The sequence below is a fragment of the Gulosibacter macacae genome, assembly GCF_003865375.1.
GTDB lineage: Bacteria > Actinomycetota > Actinomycetes > Actinomycetales > Microbacteriaceae > Gulosibacter > Gulosibacter macacae.
The window spans coordinates 25,553-43,024 of the sequence record NZ_RQVS01000005.1 but is presented as its reverse complement, the minus strand read 5'-3'; the positions used below and the strand labels follow the sequence as shown (position 1 = coordinate 43,024).

Below are 17,472 nucleotides of genomic sequence, written 5' to 3'. Positions count from 1 at the left end.
GCCGCAGTGTGCGGGCCGAAGGCCTCAGTGTGCGAGCCGAAGGCTACTGCTTGTTGCCGCCATCCGGCTCAACAAAGTCGTTCGTGTCGAAGGGATTACCGTCGACTGCCGCCTCGGGATGCGGGCGGTTCTCGGTCTGGTCCTTGCCCTCGCGGCGCTGACGTAGCCACTTGCGCGTCTTGATCACGACATAGACCACCACGACCAACACCACGACCGCGATGACGATCCGCTGCAGCCAACCGGCCGCACTCTCGAGCGCCGTCCAGTTTTCACCGAGCACGAACCCGCCGTACACAAAGATCGTGTTCCACACGGACGAGCCGATGAGCGTGAGGAGGCCAAACCGCCACCAGCTCATGCGTTCAACACCGGCGGGAATCGAGATGAGCGAGCGAAAGATTGGGATCATGCGGCCGAAGAGCACGGTCCAGTAGCCGTACTTGTTGAACCACTTGATCGTGCGGTCAATGTCGTCAACGTCAACGAGCGGCAGCATCGACAGCAGTTTCACGGTGCGGTCATGTCCGAGCCAAGCGCCGAGCCCGTAAAGCAGATACGCGCCGATCACCGAACCGGCCGTGGCCCAAAGCACCGCCTCAATCCAGCCGAAAGCGGCATTCGGGCTCGCGGCCGCGAAGCCACCCAACGGCAGAATCACCTCGGATGGAATCGGCGGGAAGAGGTTCTCGGCAAGCACGAGGAGACCGATGCCGGGGGCACCGAGCCAGTTCATGACCGCGACTGCCCAGTCACCGATTACGCCAAACGTCGAAGTTCCATCCACCCGGCCAGCCTAGGCGTCAGAGGTGAGCGTGCTCCTCAGCCGCCCGGTCGGACGACCAGTACTCGCAGCTTTCTGAAGTCATTTCGCGCGTTACGGTCGCGCTGGTCCGAGCCGTGGCTTGCGCTCTCGGGTGTCACCACCACCAATGCGATTATTGCGTTCGACGAACGCCACCAGCGCAAGGTGGCGGTCTGCGGTCCAACACACCAGGCGTCCGCGCTGATCCTTGGTGCGGCCGAGGATGCCAGCCTGAGCCAGCTGTGTGAGTGCTCGATGCGCCGCTGCTGGCGAAACCTCGAGTCGTGCGCTGACGGATTCGGCCGTGAGAACCGGGTCAGCGGCGAGCGTCTCAAGGATGCGCAACACCACCGCATCTCGCCGCGGAACTGCGGGGCTCAAGCCGCCGTCGCTACGGAATGCGACGAGCAGGTCAAAGACTTCGCGGTCGAGAGCGGCGATATCTTCGGCGAGCCGCACCGCATTGCCCGCGGCCTTCTCGGTGGCCTGCGCGAATCCGAGCACCCAATCATCAAACCCCGGCGGATCGGCCCGGTACTCGGTGAGCCCGGCAATGTACGCGTCGGTGTTGCCGGCAAACACGGTGCTGATCGGAATGAGCACATTGCGGAGCGCGTCGGCGCGGCGCAAGACCGTGTGAATGAGCGCTCGCCCGGTGCGTCCGTTGCCGTCGATAAAGGGATGGATCGTCTCGAACTGGGCATGCGCAATTGCCGCCCGCACGACCGGATTTCCAGACGTGTCAGAGACGAATCGTGCGAGGTCGGCCACGAGTCGGGGTACCTCAGTCTCGGGCGGCGGCACGAAGGCTGCACGTAACGGCGACCAGCCCGACCCACCAACCCAGTTCTGTTCCTGCCGCAGCCCGCGTTCGAGCCGCGGCTCGATTACGTGCTGAAGGTCAATGATGTCGTCGGTCGTGATGGTGCGGGTATGGTCGGCCAATTCCTCGATGGCCGCTTCGGTGGCCCGGACATTGGCGACAACGTCAAGCGCTTGTCGCGGCCCCTGGTGAAGCAACTCCGCGATCGCCAGGCGCTTCGGGGTGACCCGGTTGCCCTCGATCCATGATGACGAGATGGATTCAGAGCGGATGAGCAAGTGGTTTAGGTAGCGGCCGCGCGTGCCGATTCGCTCGTCAGCGCGGGCGAGCACGGCCAGCGCATCCTCTGCGGCACCCTGTGCCTGCGAGCCAAGCGTCGGGAGGCCGTCACCCAGTTCGTCCGGCACATAGGCACGGTAGTGACCGGCGTCTCGATCCCAGCGGCTCAAGCCACTTGCATCCTCGGGAAGCCACAGCCGCTCGACGTAGTTGCCCATGACTGCCCCCTTCAACTCGGATATTTCTACTTTAGATGCAATAAAGGTGAAATAGCCGAGTCGAACGACCCTGCAGACGAATTGCGCGCAAACGAAACAGCCCCCGACCTGAGAAATCTCAGATCGGGGGCTGTTTCTTCTTGTGCGCGAGGGGGGACTTGAACTGACCTCGACCCCCTCGCGCCGCGAATCTCGACCTAGCGTTCTGCCGCATGAAATCAACGATCTACGGCATATGACCTGTGGATAACTCCACCGCGATACCCCGACCTACAGGTTGCTTAGCACTTTCTTTAGCACTTTTCGCGAGCGTGCTACCCGCCCATTTAGCAACCCAGATTGACACGAGGCCCACTATCAATGTAAGTTGCTAATCATGGAATCGACACAGATAGCGAGGACGGCTGCCAACACCAGCGATCCTCGCTCGGGGCTCCGTGCCATCGCCTCACTTCGGGCGCTTGCTGATCGCCTTGAACTTGCACAAGTTGAGGCGGGATTACGTGCCGGGATGAGTTGGCAGGAGGTGGCAGACGCTCTCGGCGTGTCCCGCCAGGCGGTGCACAAGAAGTACGCGAAGAGGATCGATCCGACTATCCCGGTTCCCAGGAGGAGTAGATGAGCAAGTTCACCGATGCAGCAGCCACCTCGCACATCCTCTCTGTCGCGGCGATGGAGGAGGCATCGCGGGTCGGCCAGCGCACTGCCGATATCGACCACCTGTTCATCGCCCTCGTGCTCAATGAGCAGACCGCAGGCCAGGTGCTCCGCAGCCTCGGGATCACCCTCGATTCAGCACGAAAGGCCGTGGAGAAGCAGCACGCTGAACAGCTCGCCGCCCTCGGCGTGCAGGCCGCACCAGAACCAGGCGACATTGTGTTCCATGAGACGGGCGGTTACGAGTGGGGCGACCGTGCTGTCGAACTCATCAGACGCGCGAACGGGGGAGGGAAGCGCGGCGATGCGGCAGCGGTGCTCCGGGAACTGGTTTCCGAGCCGAGCGGCATGATTGACGCGATCCTGCACAGGCTCGACACCACCCCTGCGGCGATCATCGCCAAGCTGGACGAAGTAGAGCGCTATCCTGCCCACCGCCCACAGCGCATCGTTCGCACCGATACCCTCTCCGGCGCCTCGGAGGCGTTCGCCCCGGCGCCACCCGACCAGGTGTGGGAACTGCTCACCGCACCATCCCGCATGCCCGAATGGGAGCCGAGCATCGGAAGCGTCGAGCACCCACCCACGGCGGCGAAGATGGGAGACACCTGGACGGTATGTGCCCGCACTGAGCGCCCCGACGGCAAACCGATCCCCGTCAAGCCTGGCTTCATCACGCAGCAGATCGAACTCGTCACCCTCGATGAATCCCGGCTTATCGAGTGGCGCTTCACCTACACGGAAGCGCCACAGGCGAACGCGCGTCGCGTCAGGATCGAACTCGAACCCGCAGCAGGTGGAACGCAGTTACGCCTTGCCCTCGCATGGGAGCGCAACCCGAACCGCCTCCGCCGACCATTCGTAGGCCTCATCATGCGCCCTGTCTTCAGGCTTGTGCTCTGGATGCAACTGTCGCAGCTTGGCAACGGCATCAGCCGCGCATTCCGCTAACAACAAGGAGCGCACGATGAGACGCATTGGAAGAATCGCCCTGGGCCTCGCGATGATCGCGATGCTGTTCGTCTGGCTGGTCTACCGGCATCACGAACCATTCAACGTCTGGGCGACGAGCAGCACGCTCGTCGGCTGGGCGCTCCAAGGCGCAGCCTGGCTAAGTTGCCTCGGCGGGGCCTATCTCATTGCAACCGCCTGGTCATCAAAGCCACAAAGTACAAGCACCGACCGCTCGTCGCTCAGTCGGTGACGGCGGCGACCGCTTCGATCTCGACCAGTTGGTCGTCATAACCCAGCACGGTCACGCCCATCAACGTGCTCGGCACGTCGTGTTCCCCGAATGCGTCGCGCACGACCTCCCACGCCGCGACAAGGTCACTCTGCGACGACGAGGCGACCAGTACCCGCGTGCTGATGACATCTTGGATCGTCGCGCCGGAAGCGGCGAGAGCGCGCTTCATCGTCTCGATGCACGCGGCAGCCTGGCCCGCGTAGTCGCCGACCGCGACGGTCGCGCCGTGTTCATCCAGGGGGCATGATCCAGCGAGGAAGATCAGCCGAGCATCTTTCGGCGCTGTGGCCGCATACGCATACTCGGCAACGCCGGAGAGGTCGGAAGCGCGGATCAACTGAACAGAACTCGGCATGTGCCTATTCTCTCAGGACGACCGCCGCCGCATCCTGGACAGCCTGACCCACCCGGCAACCGTTACCGCACTCTTCCTCATCACGCCCGGCACACCACGTCTCCGCTGCGCCCTGCCGTCCGCCTCCCAGCATTTCCCAGATCCCACATCTTCTCTTCTGAATGAACGTATGCTACCGTGGTAGACACGTTAGTTTCTTTAGTAGAAACATTAGGTGGTGAGTCTCATGCACGGCGGCGTGATCCTGTTCCGGGGAACCGGAGCCGACGCACGCCGCTATGTCGAGGCCGACCGCTCCCGCGCCGATGACTATTACCTCGGCACGGATGCGTCTGTGGCCGCGTTCACCGCGCTCGACGATGTCGGGAACGTGACCGCCGCGCTCGGGCTCGGCCCGGAAGCGTATGCGGCGTGGGTGGATTGGGTGAACCCGGTCACGGGCGAGCCGATGGGCACGCCCCGTTTACCGGGTGTCGGGAAACAGGGGTCGCCGCGGTTTGCGGAGATGGTGGTGAACGCCCCGAAGTCGCTCTCGATTGCCGCAGCGCTCCACCCGGAGGTGTCCGAAGTTCTCGACCGGGCGCAGCAGGATGCGGTGGCGGAGATTCAGGCGTGGCTCGCCCTGCATTCCGTGACCCGTGTCGGGCCGCGGGGTAGGCAGGGGGTGGTGCCCGTCCAGCAGTTGCAGACGGTGGCAGTGTCACATCGCACGTCGCGTGCGGGTGATCCGCACCGGCATATCCACTTTCAGATCGGCACCCGCGTGTGGGCGGCTGGGAAGTGGCGGGCGCTGGACACGACGGCGTTGTTCCGGCAGCAGGGCGCGATCCGCGCGCTCGGCACCGCTGTGATCGCCGCGCACCCGGAGCTTGCGGAGGTGCTGGATCGGCACGGCTTGACCCTTGATCCGGTTTCGGGCGAGGTGGTCGAGCTCGAGCGGTTCAACGGCGTGATGAGCAAACGCGGCGAGCAGGTGCGCAGGCACTTGGAACGCTTCGAGGCGGAGTGGGAGGCGGCACATCCGGGCGAGACTGTGGGGCCGGTCGTCTCGGCCCGGCTCGCGGCGAAAGCGTGGGCGTATGAACGGCCCGCGAAGAAGCCCACCACGCTCAGCGAAGAGCAGGCGTGGGCGACGGAGTTGCGAGAGGCCGGCTACGACCCCGAGACGTTGCGCCAGCCCGTGCGTCGTGCGCAAGTATCGCTGGATGACCTCTCCGTGCAGACCATCGCGAACCGGGCGCTGGATCGGTGCGCCGCAGGCAGTTCGGCGTGGACGCGGCACACGGTGCAGGAGCACGCGACCCGGATCATGACCGAGTACGGCGTGCACGCTGCACCCGCCGAGATACGCGAGTTCGTGCGCATCACTACGGCGTTGGCGATGGAGGATTGCTTCTCGATCCTCCCACCCGGCGCACCGGCTCCGGAGCATGTGGCGCACCTGACGAGCCTGCGCGTGGTGCAGGCCGAGACGGAACTGCGCGACCTCCTGACCGCTCGAGTGCCGAAGCGGGAACCGAAGCACCCCGACGTGCACGACGCAGCAAGGGCGCGGGGCCTGGATGCCGGGCAGGAGCGCGCCGCCGCTGCCGTTGCATCGACTGATCCGCTCGTGGTCGTGGAGGGTGCAGCGGGCGCGGGCAAGACCACGATGCTCGGTGTCGCAATCGAAGTCGCGGCGCAGCACGGACGTGCCGCACGGGTGGTTGCGCCGACGTTGCGCGCCGCGCAGGTCGCGCAGCAGGAACTCGGCGTGCCCGCGAGCAGTGTAGCGGCGCTCGTGCACGCGCACGGGTGGCGCTGGAACAGTGACGGCGTATGGACGCGCCTCGCACCCGGCGACACCGACCCCGAAACGGGCCGCACCTACCGCGGCCCGACCGAGGACGCGCGGCTCGTGCGGGGTGAGCGGGTGATCGTGGACGAGGCCGGGATGCTCGACCAGGACACCGCCCTCGCCCTCCTGACCGTCACCGCCGAGGCGGGCGCGACGGTCGCGCTGGTCGGGGATCGCGCGCAGCTCGCCGCGGTCGGTCGTGGCGGGGTGCTCGATATGGCCGCGCACATTCGGGGGCGCACGTTCGATATGGCCGAGGTGCACCGCTTCGCTGACCCCGCCTACGCCGAGGTCACAGTACGGATGCGCGACGGTAACCAGCCCGGCGAGGTGTTCGAGCAGCTTGCCGGGCTCGGTCTTGTTCGCCTGCACGACAGCGGCGACGAGGCGCGCGAGCACATCGCGCAGGAGCGGCAGGACAACGACGCGATCACCGTCAGCACGAACGACGAGGCCCGCACCGTCAACGCCCGCATCCGCGAGGAACGAGTCTCCCACGGTGTCGTCGACGACACGACGACCGTGTACGGTAGCGACGGCCTGCCCATCGGGGCCGGGGATGTGATTCAGACGCGGAAGAACAACACCAGCATTGGGGTGGCGAATCGGCAGCAATGGGTCGTGCAGCACGTCGAGGACGACGGCGCACTCTCCGTGCGCGAGGCCGGGAACGGGCGGAAGCGGCAGCGCACCCTGCGGCTCCCGGCTGAGTATGTGGCCGAGCACGCGCACCTGTCATATGCGGCGACCGCCTACGGGATGCAGGGCGCGACCGTCGCAGGGTCGCACACGATCCTCACCGACTCCACCAGCGCCGCAGGCGTGTACGTCGGCATGACCCGCGGGCGAGAGTCGAACGTGCTGCACATTGTCGCCGAGAACCTGGCTGACGCCAGGGTGCAGTTCATCGAGGCGATGGAGCGCGACCGCGCCGACCGTGGACTTGCCGAGGCGACCCAGTGCGCGGCCGAAGAAGTGGCCGGGCTGACTGAGAACGGCCCCGCGCGGTTCGTGAACGATGAGATAACGGCGCTCATGCAGCGTGCGGCAACGGCTGAGGCGCAGGCCGAACGCTGGCAACAGGTCAGCGCTGCCCTCGCTAGCCTCAGCGACCGTGAGGCCGAAGTACGAGAGAGGGCGCGAACGACCGAGCAGACCGCACGGCAGCGTGCCGAGCAGGTGCGTGTCGAGGTCACCGCGCCTATCGTCTCCGCAGCGAAAGCAGCACTCACCGACTGGCAGCAGGCCGCAACCGCTGAACAGGAAGCCAGCGAGCAGGTGCGGGCATCGTCGTGGTTCGGGAGGCGTCGCGCCCGCGACGAGCACGAGGACGCCCGAGCACAGGCCCGCGCTGCACGGCAGGAGTTGGCGAGCGAGTGGGGCGAGCCACCGAGGTGGAACGAACGCGCCGACGCTTGGGTGGAGCGAGTCACCCGCCCGATGATCGACGCCGACCCGCGAGTGGTCGAGGCGGAGCAAACGCACCGGGCAGCGCGCGACGGAGTCCTGAGCAGGCCCGAGCGGGTGCAGACGGCGCGCTTGGCGGCGTTCGGTCGCGTCTTCGGCGCAGAGCAAGTGTTCCGCAACCGCACGGCCTACCTCAGCACCAACCCCGCACAACGCGCCGCAAGCGCGGCCCAGGCCGCGACACGCGCGCGGGCAGAGGCCGAGCTGCTGCGCTCGCTTACGCCCGCCGAGGCTGTCGCACGGATCGAGCAGACCCGCGCTGTCGAAGCAGCGCGACGTGCGGAGCAGGAACGCGCCAGCCGCTACGACTACAGGCACGAGCACCGGAGTACGCCCCGACAGGACGGCCCCGCGCGCGGACTCTGAAAGTGAGCGCAGGTTCCTCGGTTGGTGTCGGTAGGGCGGCGTACACTATGGGTATGTCCATGAATGTCGCGGAAGTCGAGCAGGCGCTCCTCGCTCTTGACGAGCATGATCGTGCTGCCGTGATCCATCGCGGCCTGCGAAGCCTCGACGCCGAGGACGCAAATGCGGATCAGGCCGAGGTCGATGCGGCCTGGCGGGTTGAGCTTCGCCGTCGCATTGACGACATCGAGAGCGGCAAGGTCGAGTTGCTGGATGTGGACGAGTCGCACGCCCAGTTGCGGGCAGAGTTGGCAGCCCGTCGCGCGTGAGGCTGGAAAAGCGCGAGCATCCCGAAGCACGCGATGAACTCCGCGAAGCCGCATTTTGGTACGACGACCGAGAGTCGGGTCTGGGCGAGGACTTCTACGACGCCATTGACGAGGCGATAGCCCGTATCTCCGGCTGGCCGCGCTCCGCGCCTGCGTTCCCCGGCTGGGTGGACACGCCGACCGTGCGCAGCATGGCAGTTGCGGTGTTCCCGTACCGGGTGCTCTACTACCTCACCGATACGAGCTTCGTGATCCTCGCCTATGCGCACAACCGTCGCAAGCCGAGGTACTGGCAGCACCGGCTCGACCGCTGACTGTCCGTAGTAGAGGCGTCGTCACTGATATGAGGCGGTGATCCGCTGGTGGAGCCCGTCAAGCGTGACTTCGCCGCCGTAGGGCAGTATCCACTGGGGGCGGGTATGGCCGAATGGCGGGCCGACGCAGACTACGGCCTGCGGATTGTAGGCGCTGATTTCCTCGATCATGGCGTCGCGCTGTGCCGCACGCCACGCAGCCCGCACGTCAGCATCGGGGCGGGGTGCGCCGAGGCTGCTAGCCGGTGGCCTAGCGATAACGACCCCAGCAATGGCGGAAAGCGTGCCACGCTCACCCAGCGCACGCACCCAGCCGCGCACGGTATCCGCTGAGGGCAGTTCCTCGCTGGTTTCCAGCAGCAGGATCGCCCCGGCGAGGTCGTCGTTCCTTGGCATCCGGTCGGCCAAGGTGATCCATTCGAGCACGTCGAGGCACCCGCCCCAGGTGCGTCCGGTCACCGAGACGGGCGGCCCTGCCCATGTCCACGGTTCTGTCGCTTCGCGCTCTCCGAACTCGGCGAGTGCTCGCGGGTCGGCCCAGTCGAGGCCGAAATCCTCGGACTCGCCCGGCTCGGTGACCGCCAGTTCGCCTCCCTCCAGCAGCGCGGCGGTGAGCGAGGTTAGATGAGCCGGATCGAGGTGCGGGCCGGGCCCGAGGTGCACCTGAGTGGAGCCACCGTAGAACCCAGTAACACCGTTCGCCCACATCCAGTTCAGGATGTTCGTATTGTCGCTGTAGCCGAGGAACAGCTTGGGGTCTGCGCGCAACAGTTCCGCGTCGAGAAATGGCACGACTCTGATCTGGTCGTTGCCGCCAATCGTGGCGATGATCGCCCGTATCTCAGTGTCGGCAAGCGCCGCGTTAAAGTCAGCGGCGCGCTCCTCGGGTGATGCCCCGAGCTTGCGCGTAGTCAGGAACTCAACCGGCACCAGCCCGGTCAGTTCAGCAAAGCGTCGGAGCGCCTGCTCGTGCACCTCAGGGGCAACCGCAGGGGCCGCGAACGAGGGCGAAAGGACAGCGACCTTATCGCCGGGCCGCGCTTTCGACGGTTGCAGGAGACTTCCCATGCTGCACGATTCTACGCGGGGGTGCCGAATCGGCACCGCCACAGCGCGCCGCCTACGACCCGTCGTGCTCGGGTGCAGTGTCGGCGAAGAGGGCGAGGAACTTCTCGCGCGGTATCACGATGCGACGCCCGAGCTTCACATGCGGGATCGTGCCCTCGTTGATGCTCGTGGTGATCGTGCGGGGATCGACCCCGAGCGCTTCGGCGGCTTCTTTGCGGGTGATGACCAGGCTGCGCCGCTTGCGGAGGTCGTCCATGTCCAGGGTGCTCTGCCGCATGAGGTCACCGTCCGATCCGATACAGGGAGATTGAGGGGTGCCTACCACGGTAGAAGCCAAACCTTGCTGTGTCAAGTACAACCGTGTATGTTCTTAGCATGGAAACAGAGAGGGTGCGAGGCAACCCGCCAGGACACACGAACCAGTACGTCGCCGGGAACATCCGCGCGGCCCGCCAAGCGATCGGCATGGACCTGCGCACCATGTCGAAGCTACTGACCGACGCGGGGCGGAAACTCTCCCCGTCAGGAATCAGCAAGCTCGAAGCCGGGGATCGCCGCGTCGACGTGGACGACCTCACCGTGATCGCCTACCTGCTGCGCACCACCCCGGCGGCGCTCCTCACCCCACCCGACGCAGAAAGCGGCGTGACGGGAGTACCTGGGGAATATCTGCCGGAAGAGATCGAGAAGTGGATGCAGGGTTCGCTCAAACTCACCCCGGAAGGGCTGCTGCACTACTGGCAGCAGGAATGGTTCGCCTGCCAGAACCGCATCCAGTATTACGAGTCCTCCCTCAACATCCCCGGCAGCGACCAACTCCCGAGCACCGAGACCTATAGGCAGCGCCTCGCGGAGCAGCGGGAACGCGCACGGTTCATCAGGGTGCGAGGTGAGCAGATCGACCCGACCGGGCGCGTATTCAGCGGCCCCGACTTCCTCGACCGCCTCGCCCCCGACAGCACCGAATAGCCGCCCCGGCGCACCTTGGCGCAACCGGCGACCCAATAGAAAGGATGCAGTGATGGCACGAAAGACCACGACCGCCGGGCACGAACCCGGCGCAAACACCACAGGCGAGGAGGTGAAACCAGCACGTCGTTCCCGTTCCCGGCAGCCCGGCTCGATCCAGGGCTACGAGACCGACCAGGGCAAAAGGTGGCGGTTCCAGATCTACGTCCTGAAAGACCCCGAGTACCCCGAGATGGGATCGCGCCGTCTCACCCGTTCCGGGTTCACCAGCACCGACGAGGCGAACGATGCCTTGCAGGAGGCGTTGAAGCAGCGCAAGCAGAACGAGAAATTCGGGAACAAGGTGCCAACCGTGGGTGTATACGCCGATGAGTGGGCGGCGGGGTTGAAGCTCGCAGCGTCCACGATCAAGGGATACAAGAAGATCATCCGCAACCACATCAAGCCCCAGCTCGGCACTCTCCGGCTCGACAAGCTCACCGCCACGAGGATCGCCCGTCACTACCGCGACCTCGAAGACCACGGCCGCAAGGACGAGTACGGCAAAGGCAAGCCGCTGTCCGCGAACTCGGTTCACAAGGTGCATGTCGTGCTCGGTGCGATCCTCGATGCCGCGATCGACGACGGACACCTGACCGTGAACCCGGCGAAGAAGAAGCGCACCGTCAAGGCCCCGACCACGAGCGAGGTGCGGGCACAGAAACCCGAGATCGTTACGTGGACGGCCGAGCAGTTGCAGACGTTCCTCACCTGGAACCGCGACGAGCGTGAAGACGAGCTGTACCCGCTATGGCGCCTCATCGCCTACACGGGCATGCGCAGAAGCGAAGCCCTCGCCCTGAAATGGAGCGACCTCAACATCAAGACGATGCGGGTCAGCATCCGCCGCGCGGTCGATACCGACGACTGGACAAAGACCAAGACCACGAAGACCGGCAACGCGCGCGTGATCGACGTGGACGAAGACACCCTGAAAGTGCTCGCGTCCTACAAGGTCGCACGCGCGGAACTCTCGTTCACCCTCGCCAAGGCCGACGCCTACGTATTCGGCGACGACGACGGCAAGCTCCGCTCACCCGACGCGATGACCAGCCGCTGGGATCGCCGCATGAACTGGCTCACCAAGAAGTACGACACCATGAACCGCGTCACCATCAAAGGGCTCCGTCACACCCACGCGACCCTGCTGCTCGAACTCGGCGAGCACCCCAAGGTCGTGCAAGAGCGCTTGGGCCACTCAACGATCACCACGACGATGAACATTTACTCCCACGTCACCCCGACCATGCAGAGGTCGGCCGTCGACCGCTTCGCCAACCATCTCCGAGGAACGTGACCCCAGAGCTACCGGAGCGGTTTCGTTAGATAGACGAACTCAAGATCGTCGTTGATCCTCTCGCGGCGAGACTCGACATACCCCTCACGCTGGTAGAGACGGATGTTCCCCTCGCTCAGATGCCCGGTGAACAGTTCCGCAGTCCTCGCACCGGCCTCACGCTCAGCAAGGTTCAGCAGCCGGGTGCCCCACCCCTGACGTTGCTGGTCGGGCGCGACGATCAACCGGCCGATACGCACGACATCGCTGTCGACCACCCACCGCACAGACGCCACAATCCGACCGCTCGCAACCCCGACCAGTCCATCACTGCTCGTGAGTTCGTCTCGAAGCTCTTCAAGCGACTGGACAAGTGGAGGCAGAAACGGGTCGCCGTACAACTGCGCCTCGGTCGCGTAAGCGGCCCGTTGCAGAGTCAACACTTCACCTGCATCGGCCATCTCGATCGCTCGGGTTGCTGCCTCGGTCATGCCCCTATCTTATCAGGCCGCGCCGGGCAGCCGACAGTCATCCCCGGAGGTTGCAAGGCCCGCACGGGGCACATCATTCAGAGGCTTAGCACTTTTTCTAGCACTTCCAACGAAAATGGCCCCCGATCTGGAGTTCAAAACTCCTGATCAGAGACCATTTCCCATTCGTGCGCGAGGGGGGACTTGAACCCCCACGACCTAATACGGTCACTAGCACCTCAAGCTAGCGCGTCTGCCAATTCCGCCACCCGCGCGAGGTGTGGATTGTGCCTGGGCACGAACGATTACATTACTCCGTCGTCAGCGACAGCGCAAATCGGCTCAAGCATCCGGTGATTCGGGATGCTCGGCGACGCTACGCACGAGGGCGTGCATGAGTGCGGCGAAGCTCTCGATATCCGCCACCGGCCAGTGTGAGAGCGCGTTGCTAATCGCATCCTCATGCGGCTTGCGTGCCGCCGCGAGTCGTTCGCGACCGAGCTCAGTGGTCGAGATGACTCGCACGCGACCGTCGGCCGGATCGGCAGTGCGCTCGACCAGCCCCAAGCGTTCGAGTTCGCTCACCTGGCGACTCACGAGCCCCTTGTCAGCCGCGATTCGCTCGGCGAGCTCAGTGTTCGAGATTGCACCGCACCGATCAATGGCGAGGAGTGTCTTGAAGCTGCCCGGCAGCATCCCCGGACTCACCACTTCGGCAGCCCGCATATAGAGCGTTCGAAACTCGGCATAGAGGCCGCGAAATGCCGACTCGACAGCGGCAACTGCCTCAGCTCGCCCGGGGTCAATCGTGGTCATGAATCACGCTCCGTGTCCGTGTTTGCTTGCTCTTCAGCGCGTACATCGTCTGATGCGCCGCCGACCACGGCAATCGGCCCCGTTGCGGCGAGCTGTTGCATCGCCTGCGGCGCAGTCACCGTTGCGAGGTCAGCCCCGGCCGCCGATTCCCGCTCGCTCGTGGTCATTCGCGTCAGCGGCACATTCGGCAGGAACGCAATGGCGAGGATGCTCACCACCGCGACGGGCACCACCATGAGGAACGAGTGCGCAATGCCATTCGCATAAATGTCTTCGAACACGACGCGCAGTGCTTCGGGCATTGCCGACACCTGGGGGAGCGGTCCCGATTGCAATTGCTCGATCCAGGTCGGTGCCTCGTCGCCAAGGCTTGCGAGCGCTGCGCTGATGTCACCCTGACGCTGTGCCACAAGATCGGTCACCCGTGCCGCGAGCGCCGCGCCCATCACCGAGACGCCGATCGTGCCGCCAAGACTGCGGAAGAAGGTGACCCCCGAACTCGACACGCCGATTTCTTCGGGACGAGAGGTGTTCTGCACGACGAGCACGAGGTTCTGCATCGTCATGCCGACTCCGCCGCCGAGGAGGAACATGTACACCGAGACGAGCACGAAGTCCGTGTCGTAATGAATCGTCGAGAGGAGCCACGCACCCGCGGTGAGGAGCACCGAACCGATGACGAGGTAGGGCTTCCAATGGCCGTATTTGGTCACGAGCGCACCAACGCCGACCGAGGAAATCAAGAGCCCCGCCACCATCGGGATGGTCATCAACCCGGCTTGGGTCGGCGTCACGCCGCGCGCAAGCTGCATGTACTGACTCAAGAACACCGATGCGCCAAACATCGCAATACCGGTCGCGATTGACGCGACAACCGACAGCGTGAAGGTGCGGTTGTGAAAGAGCGAAAGCGGGATGAGCGGCTCACGCACCCGAGTCTCGAAGATGACGAAGAGCACCGCGGTGACCACCGCGCCGCCGACCATGAGCACCGTCTCAAGGCTCCACCAGGCGAACTGGTTACCCGCCATCGTCACCCAGATGAGCAAGAGCGATACGGAAGCCGAAAGCAGGACGATGCCGAGATAGTCGATCGACACCTTGCGCGGCTCGCGCTTGGGCAACCGCAGATTGCGCTGGACGGTAATCAGCGCAGCGACAGCAACCGGGAGCGCAACGTAGAAGTTCCAGCGCCAACCCCAGGCATCGGTAATAACCCCGCCAAGGAGCGGTCCGCCGACGGTCGCGAGCGCCATGACCGCACCGAATAGACCCATGTACCGACCGCGTTCGCGTGGACTGATGATGTCAGCCATGATCACCTGGCCGAGCGCCGCGAGCCCACCGGCGCCAATACCCTGCACCGCGCGGAAGGCAATCAGCGTGGCCGGATCTTGCGAGAAACCGGCTGCCGCCGTGGCCACGATGAAGATGATGATCGCGAGCTGGTAGAGCACCTTGCGGTTCACGAGGTCGGCGAGCTTGCCCCAGATCGGCGTTGAGATGGCCGTGGTGAGGAGCGTCGCGGTGACAACCCAGGTGAAGGCGGCTTGGTCACCACCGAGATCGTGCACGATCACAGGGAGCGAGCTCGACACCACGGTCGAGGCGAGCATCGACACGAACATGCCGAGAATCAGGCCCGAGAGCGCTTCGAGCACGCGGCGTTTCGACTTCTTATCGACAGGAACTGCTGGCGTTGGATCCGACATAGACATCCTTAGTGGCTCGAGCGGATGGACGAGAGCCGGGTGGAGCGAAAGGCGACCATTGAGAAAGGTCAACCATTGAGAGAAGTCAACAATAAGGGCTTAGTTGTGACATGTCAACGATCTACCGTGACCCAGCACGCCTAGGCTGGGATGCATGACCACGCATCCGCTTGCCACCGACCCCACAGTGCGCACCACCCAAGACCTCATTCGCATCAACACGACCAACTGGGGTGAGGGTCGCTCAGAAGGCGAGCAGGAAGCGGCGGAGTACCTCGAAGCACGGCTGCAACGACTCGGCCTCAAGGTAGACATGTTCGAATCAGCACCCCGGCGCACGAGCCTTGTTGCGCGCATCCCCGGACGAAACCCCGACAAGCCCGCGCTCGTCGTGCACGGACACACCGACGTTGTTCCCGCCGATCCGCGCGATTGGTCAGTTGATCCGTTCTCAGGCGAACTTCGTGACGGCTGCATCTGGGGGCGCGGCGCAGTCGATATGAAGAACATGGATGCGATGATCCTCACCGCCGTTGAGCAGATGCTCGCGGCGGGGCAACAGCCCGAACGCGAGCTCATCATCGCCTACTTCGCCGACGAAGAAGACGGCGGCAAGCTCGGTGCGCACTGGGCAGTGAACAATCGACCGGAGCTCTTCGCCGGCGCCACTGAAGCGATCAGTGAGGTCGGCGGCTATTCCATCGATATCGACGGCCGCCGCGCCTACCTCTTGCAGACCGGCGAGAAGGCGATGATCTGGTTCAAGCTGCGCGCCAAGCGCCCCGCGGGCCACGGTTCGAAGAAGGTCGCCCCCGAGAACAATGCCATCGCAGTGCTCGCCGAAGCCATCGTCAAGCTCGCCAACCACGAGTGGCCGATGCGTCTCACCGACACGACGCGGGAGATGATCGCCGCGCTCTGCACCATTACCGGTGATGAACCGACCCAGATTTCGCCGGATGAGCTCGTCCTGCGCGCCGGCTCGGCCGCCGCGTGGCTCACCGCATCCCTGCGCACCACCGCAAACGCCACCATGCTGCTCTCGGGTTACAAGCACAACGTCATCCCCGAAGAAGCCACCGTCGCCTTCGATGCGCGTCCGCTCCCCGGAACAGAGGCCGACGCGCTTGCCGAGATTCAGCGCATCGTGGGAGACGACATCGAGGTTGAGGTGAGTTGGCAAGACATTGGCGCCGAAGCCCCCGTGTCGGGCCCGCTTGTCGACACCGCGCGCGCCGCACTCGACGAGCACGATCCCGGTGCAATCGTCGTGCCGTACCTGCTTCCCGCCGGCACCGACAACAAGTCGCTCGCGAAGCTCGGGATTGCCGGCTACGGCTTCGCGCCCCTGCGCCTACCGGCCGACCTCGACTTCCCGGCAATGTTCCACGGTGTGGATGAGCGGGTACCGATGGAATCGGTCGTGTTCGGCCGCGAGGTGCTCGCGACCTTCCTGCGCAACTACTGAGGCTCCGCCAGTCGCAACCGCGCGCTCCCGTGGGATGGGCGTACACTTCACGCTTGGCCATTCCGCAGGAGAAAGCTGATTCATGAGCTGGTTCGACGCGATCATTCTCGCCATCGTGCAGGGACTCACCGAGTTCCTTCCCATCTCTTCGAGCGCGCACATTCGCGTCGTCGGGGAGTGGCTGCAGATTGGTGACCCCGGGGCAACGTTTACCGCGATCATCCAGATCGGCACCGAGCTTGCCGTCGTCGTGTTCTTCTGGAAGGACATCGTCCGCATCATCCAGCGCTGGGCCGGCTCCCTGCGCGGAAAAGTCGAGAAGAACGACCCGGATGCGCGCATGGGCTGGTGGATCATCATCGGCTCGGTGCCCATTGTGGTGCTCGGTTTTATCTTCCAAGACCTCATTCGCACGCAGTTGCGCTCGCTCTGGCTCGTCGCGACGATGCTCATCGTGTTTGGCGTCATCCTCGGACTCGCGGATGTGCTCGGTCGCCGCCAGAAAGACCTCACGAAACTGGATGCGAAAGACGGTCTGATCTACGGGTTCGCGCAGGCGCTCGCGCTGATCCCTGGCGTCTCGCGCTCGGGCGGCACAATCACCGCCGGACGCATGATGGGGTACGACCGACCCTCGGCAGCCCGCTATGCGTTCCTCCTCGCCATTCCGGCCGTTTTCGGCTCGGGCCTCTATGAGCTTTACAGCGCGATCAAGGAGCCGAGCGGCGTCACGGCCATCGAGTTTGGGCCGACGCTCCTCGCCACCGTCATCGCGTTCGTTGTCGGCTGGATCGTCATCAAGTTCCTCATGAAGTGGGTCGAGACCCGAAGCTTCATGCCGTTCGTGATCTATCGCATCGCGCTCGGCACGCTCCTCATGATGCTGCTCGCACTTGGCGTGATGGACCCACTCGCGGGTTCGGCGTAATCACCCGATTTGCGGAATTCACCAGCGGGGCACCTGGGCGTTACCAGCCGA

Annotated in this window: 18 protein-coding genes and 1 tRNA gene; 10 read left to right on the top strand and 9 right to left on the bottom strand. The window is 64.7% G+C overall.

Features of this window, described 5'->3' with window-relative positions:
- Positions 1–43 precede the first annotated feature (43 nt).
- Positions 44–787 carry a DedA family protein gene (locus EG850_RS05055; RefSeq protein ID WP_235829214.1) on the bottom strand — a complete coding sequence of 248 codons (744 nt, stop codon included), beginning with the start codon at positions 785–787 and terminating at the stop codon, positions 44–46.
- 90 nt (positions 788–877) lie between these two features.
- Positions 878–2,125: a Fic family protein gene (locus EG850_RS05050; RefSeq protein WP_124970915.1), complete on the bottom strand. Its 1,248-nt coding sequence runs from the start codon at positions 2,123–2,125 to the stop codon at positions 878–880.
- 376 nt (positions 2,126–2,501) lie between these two features.
- Between EG850_RS05050 and EG850_RS13500 the strand changes: the two genes are divergently transcribed.
- From EG850_RS13500 to EG850_RS05035, 3 genes are read left to right on the top strand one after another with little or no spacing between them, the layout of a single operon-like run.
- A complete protein-coding gene (locus tag EG850_RS13500) occupies positions 2,502–2,747 on the top strand; it encodes a hypothetical protein (RefSeq protein WP_124970912.1) in 246 nt (81 codons plus the stop codon).
- A complete protein-coding gene (locus tag EG850_RS05040; protein WP_124970909.1) occupies positions 2,744–3,733 on the top strand; it encodes an SRPBCC family protein in 990 nt (329 codons plus the stop codon). Before EG850_RS13500 ends, EG850_RS05040 begins: the two co-directional genes overlap by 4 nt.
- Before the next feature lie 16 nt (positions 3,734–3,749).
- A complete protein-coding gene (locus EG850_RS05035; protein WP_124970906.1) occupies positions 3,750–3,986 on the top strand; it encodes a hypothetical protein in 237 nt (78 codons plus the stop codon).
- Here EG850_RS05035 and EG850_RS05030 read toward each other — a convergent pair.
- The gene (locus EG850_RS05030; protein WP_124970903.1) at positions 3,976–4,383 is read right to left on the bottom strand and encodes a RidA family protein; all 408 of its coding nucleotides are present in this window, start codon (positions 4,381–4,383) and stop codon (positions 3,976–3,978) included. The genes EG850_RS05035 and EG850_RS05030 overlap by 11 nt on opposite strands.
- Positions 4,384–4,609: 226 nt before the next feature.
- Between EG850_RS05030 and mobF the strand changes: the two genes are divergently transcribed.
- The 3 genes from mobF to EG850_RS05015 are packed head-to-tail and all read left to right on the top strand — an operon-like array spanning position 4,610 to position 8,675.
- On the top strand, positions 4,610–8,053 hold the full coding sequence (gene mobF, locus EG850_RS05025) for a MobF family relaxase (protein WP_124971298.1): 3,444 nt from the start codon (positions 4,610–4,612) through the stop codon (positions 8,051–8,053).
- Between the two features lie 53 nt (positions 8,054–8,106).
- Positions 8,107–8,361: an addiction module protein gene (locus EG850_RS05020; protein ID WP_185714948.1), complete on the top strand. Its 255-nt coding sequence runs from the start codon at positions 8,107–8,109 to the stop codon at positions 8,359–8,361.
- Positions 8,358–8,675 carry a type II toxin-antitoxin system RelE/ParE family toxin gene (locus EG850_RS05015; RefSeq protein WP_124970898.1) on the top strand — a complete coding sequence of 106 codons (318 nt, stop codon included), beginning with the start codon at positions 8,358–8,360 and terminating at the stop codon, positions 8,673–8,675. The genes EG850_RS05020 and EG850_RS05015 overlap by 4 nt, the downstream gene beginning before the upstream one ends.
- A gap of 21 nt (positions 8,676–8,696) precedes the next feature.
- On the opposite strand, the gene EG850_RS05010 is transcribed toward EG850_RS05015, so the two are convergent.
- Both EG850_RS05010 and EG850_RS05005 read right to left on the bottom strand, forming a co-directional pair.
- Positions 8,697–9,743: a S66 family peptidase gene (locus EG850_RS05010; protein WP_124970895.1), complete on the bottom strand. Its 1,047-nt coding sequence runs from the start codon at positions 9,741–9,743 to the stop codon at positions 8,697–8,699.
- A gap of 52 nt (positions 9,744–9,795) precedes the next feature.
- Positions 9,796–10,020: a helix-turn-helix domain-containing protein gene (locus tag EG850_RS05005; protein ID WP_124970892.1), complete on the bottom strand. Its 225-nt coding sequence runs from the start codon at positions 10,018–10,020 to the stop codon at positions 9,796–9,798.
- Positions 10,021–10,208: 188 nt separating this feature from the next.
- Between EG850_RS05005 and EG850_RS05000 the strand changes: the two genes are divergently transcribed.
- Positions 10,209–10,712 carry a hypothetical protein gene (locus tag EG850_RS05000; RefSeq protein WP_124970889.1) on the top strand — a complete coding sequence of 168 codons (504 nt, stop codon included), beginning with the start codon at positions 10,209–10,211 and terminating at the stop codon, positions 10,710–10,712.
- 52 nt (positions 10,713–10,764) lie between these two features.
- The gene (locus tag EG850_RS04995; protein WP_124970886.1) at positions 10,765–12,048 is read left to right on the top strand and encodes a tyrosine-type recombinase/integrase; all 1,284 of its coding nucleotides are present in this window, start codon (positions 10,765–10,767) and stop codon (positions 12,046–12,048) included.
- An 8-nt stretch (positions 12,049–12,056) separates the two neighbouring features.
- Here the strand turns inward: EG850_RS04995 and EG850_RS04990 are convergent, their stop codons facing one another.
- The 4 genes from EG850_RS04990 to EG850_RS04975 form a co-directional block, all read right to left on the bottom strand.
- Positions 12,057–12,518 carry a GNAT family N-acetyltransferase gene (locus EG850_RS04990; protein WP_046747995.1) on the bottom strand — a complete coding sequence of 154 codons (462 nt, stop codon included), beginning with the start codon at positions 12,516–12,518 and terminating at the stop codon, positions 12,057–12,059.
- Between the two features lie 168 nt (positions 12,519–12,686).
- Positions 12,687–12,772: transfer RNA gene (locus EG850_RS04985), tRNA-Leu, on the bottom strand.
- Between the two features lie 67 nt (positions 12,773–12,839).
- On the bottom strand, positions 12,840–13,313 hold the full coding sequence (locus EG850_RS04980) for a MarR family winged helix-turn-helix transcriptional regulator (RefSeq protein WP_124970883.1): 474 nt from the start codon (positions 13,311–13,313) through the stop codon (positions 12,840–12,842).
- Positions 13,310–15,025, bottom strand: a complete 1,716-nt coding sequence (locus tag EG850_RS04975; protein ID WP_124970880.1) for an MDR family MFS transporter — start codon at positions 15,023–15,025, stop codon at positions 13,310–13,312. Before EG850_RS04975 ends, EG850_RS04980 begins: the two co-directional genes overlap by 4 nt.
- 154 nt (positions 15,026–15,179) lie before the next feature.
- On the opposite strand from EG850_RS04975, the gene EG850_RS04970 reads away from it, so the two are divergent.
- Together EG850_RS04970 and EG850_RS04965 are read left to right on the top strand one after the other, a co-directional pair.
- Positions 15,180–16,493, top strand: a complete 1,314-nt coding sequence (locus EG850_RS04970; RefSeq protein WP_124970876.1) for a M20/M25/M40 family metallo-hydrolase — start codon at positions 15,180–15,182, stop codon at positions 16,491–16,493.
- Positions 16,494–16,575: 82 nt separating this feature from the next.
- Positions 16,576–17,421 (top strand): undecaprenyl-diphosphate phosphatase, encoded by an 846-nt coding sequence (locus EG850_RS04965; RefSeq protein ID WP_124970873.1) that lies wholly within the window; start codon positions 16,576–16,578, stop codon positions 17,419–17,421.
- Positions 17,422–17,472 lie beyond the last annotated feature (51 nt).

What these genes read in the sequence shown, in the direction of transcription:
- EG850_RS04975 (WP_124970880.1), bottom strand. Translation starts at nt 15,025, where the DNA reads ATGTCGGATCCAACGCCAGCAGTTCCTGTCGATAAGAAGTCGAAACGC.
- EG850_RS05010 (WP_124970895.1), bottom strand. Translation starts at nt 9,743, where the DNA reads ATGGGAAGTCTCCTGCAACCGTCGAAAGCGCGGCCCGGCGATAAGGTC.
- EG850_RS04990 (WP_046747995.1), bottom strand. Translation starts at nt 12,518, where the DNA reads ATGACCGAGGCAGCAACCCGAGCGATCGAGATGGCCGATGCAGGTGAA.
- EG850_RS04970 (WP_124970876.1), top strand. Translation starts at nt 15,180, where the DNA reads ATGACCACGCATCCGCTTGCCACCGACCCCACAGTGCGCACCACCCAA.
- EG850_RS05000 (WP_124970889.1), top strand. Translation starts at nt 10,209, where the DNA reads ATGGACCTGCGCACCATGTCGAAGCTACTGACCGACGCGGGGCGGAAA.
- EG850_RS05005 (WP_124970892.1), bottom strand. Translation starts at nt 10,020, where the DNA reads ATGCGGCAGAGCACCCTGGACATGGACGACCTCCGCAAGCGGCGCAGC.
- EG850_RS05030 (WP_124970903.1), bottom strand. Translation starts at nt 4,383, where the DNA reads ATGCCGAGTTCTGTTCAGTTGATCCGCGCTTCCGACCTCTCCGGCGTT.
- EG850_RS05020 (WP_185714948.1), top strand. Translation starts at nt 8,107, where the DNA reads ATGTCCATGAATGTCGCGGAAGTCGAGCAGGCGCTCCTCGCTCTTGAC.
- EG850_RS13500 (WP_124970912.1), top strand. Translation starts at nt 2,502, where the DNA reads ATGGAATCGACACAGATAGCGAGGACGGCTGCCAACACCAGCGATCCT.
- mobF (WP_124971298.1), top strand. Translation starts at nt 4,610, where the DNA reads ATGCACGGCGGCGTGATCCTGTTCCGGGGAACCGGAGCCGACGCACGC.
- EG850_RS05035 (WP_124970906.1), top strand. Translation starts at nt 3,750, where the DNA reads ATGAGACGCATTGGAAGAATCGCCCTGGGCCTCGCGATGATCGCGATG.
- EG850_RS04965 (WP_124970873.1), top strand. Translation starts at nt 16,576, where the DNA reads ATGAGCTGGTTCGACGCGATCATTCTCGCCATCGTGCAGGGACTCACC.
- EG850_RS04995 (WP_124970886.1), top strand. Translation starts at nt 10,765, where the DNA reads ATGGCACGAAAGACCACGACCGCCGGGCACGAACCCGGCGCAAACACC.
- EG850_RS05050 (WP_124970915.1), bottom strand. Translation starts at nt 2,125, where the DNA reads ATGGGCAACTACGTCGAGCGGCTGTGGCTTCCCGAGGATGCAAGTGGC.
- EG850_RS04980 (WP_124970883.1), bottom strand. Translation starts at nt 13,313, where the DNA reads ATGACCACGATTGACCCCGGGCGAGCTGAGGCAGTTGCCGCTGTCGAG.
- EG850_RS05040 (WP_124970909.1), top strand. Translation starts at nt 2,744, where the DNA reads ATGAGCAAGTTCACCGATGCAGCAGCCACCTCGCACATCCTCTCTGTC.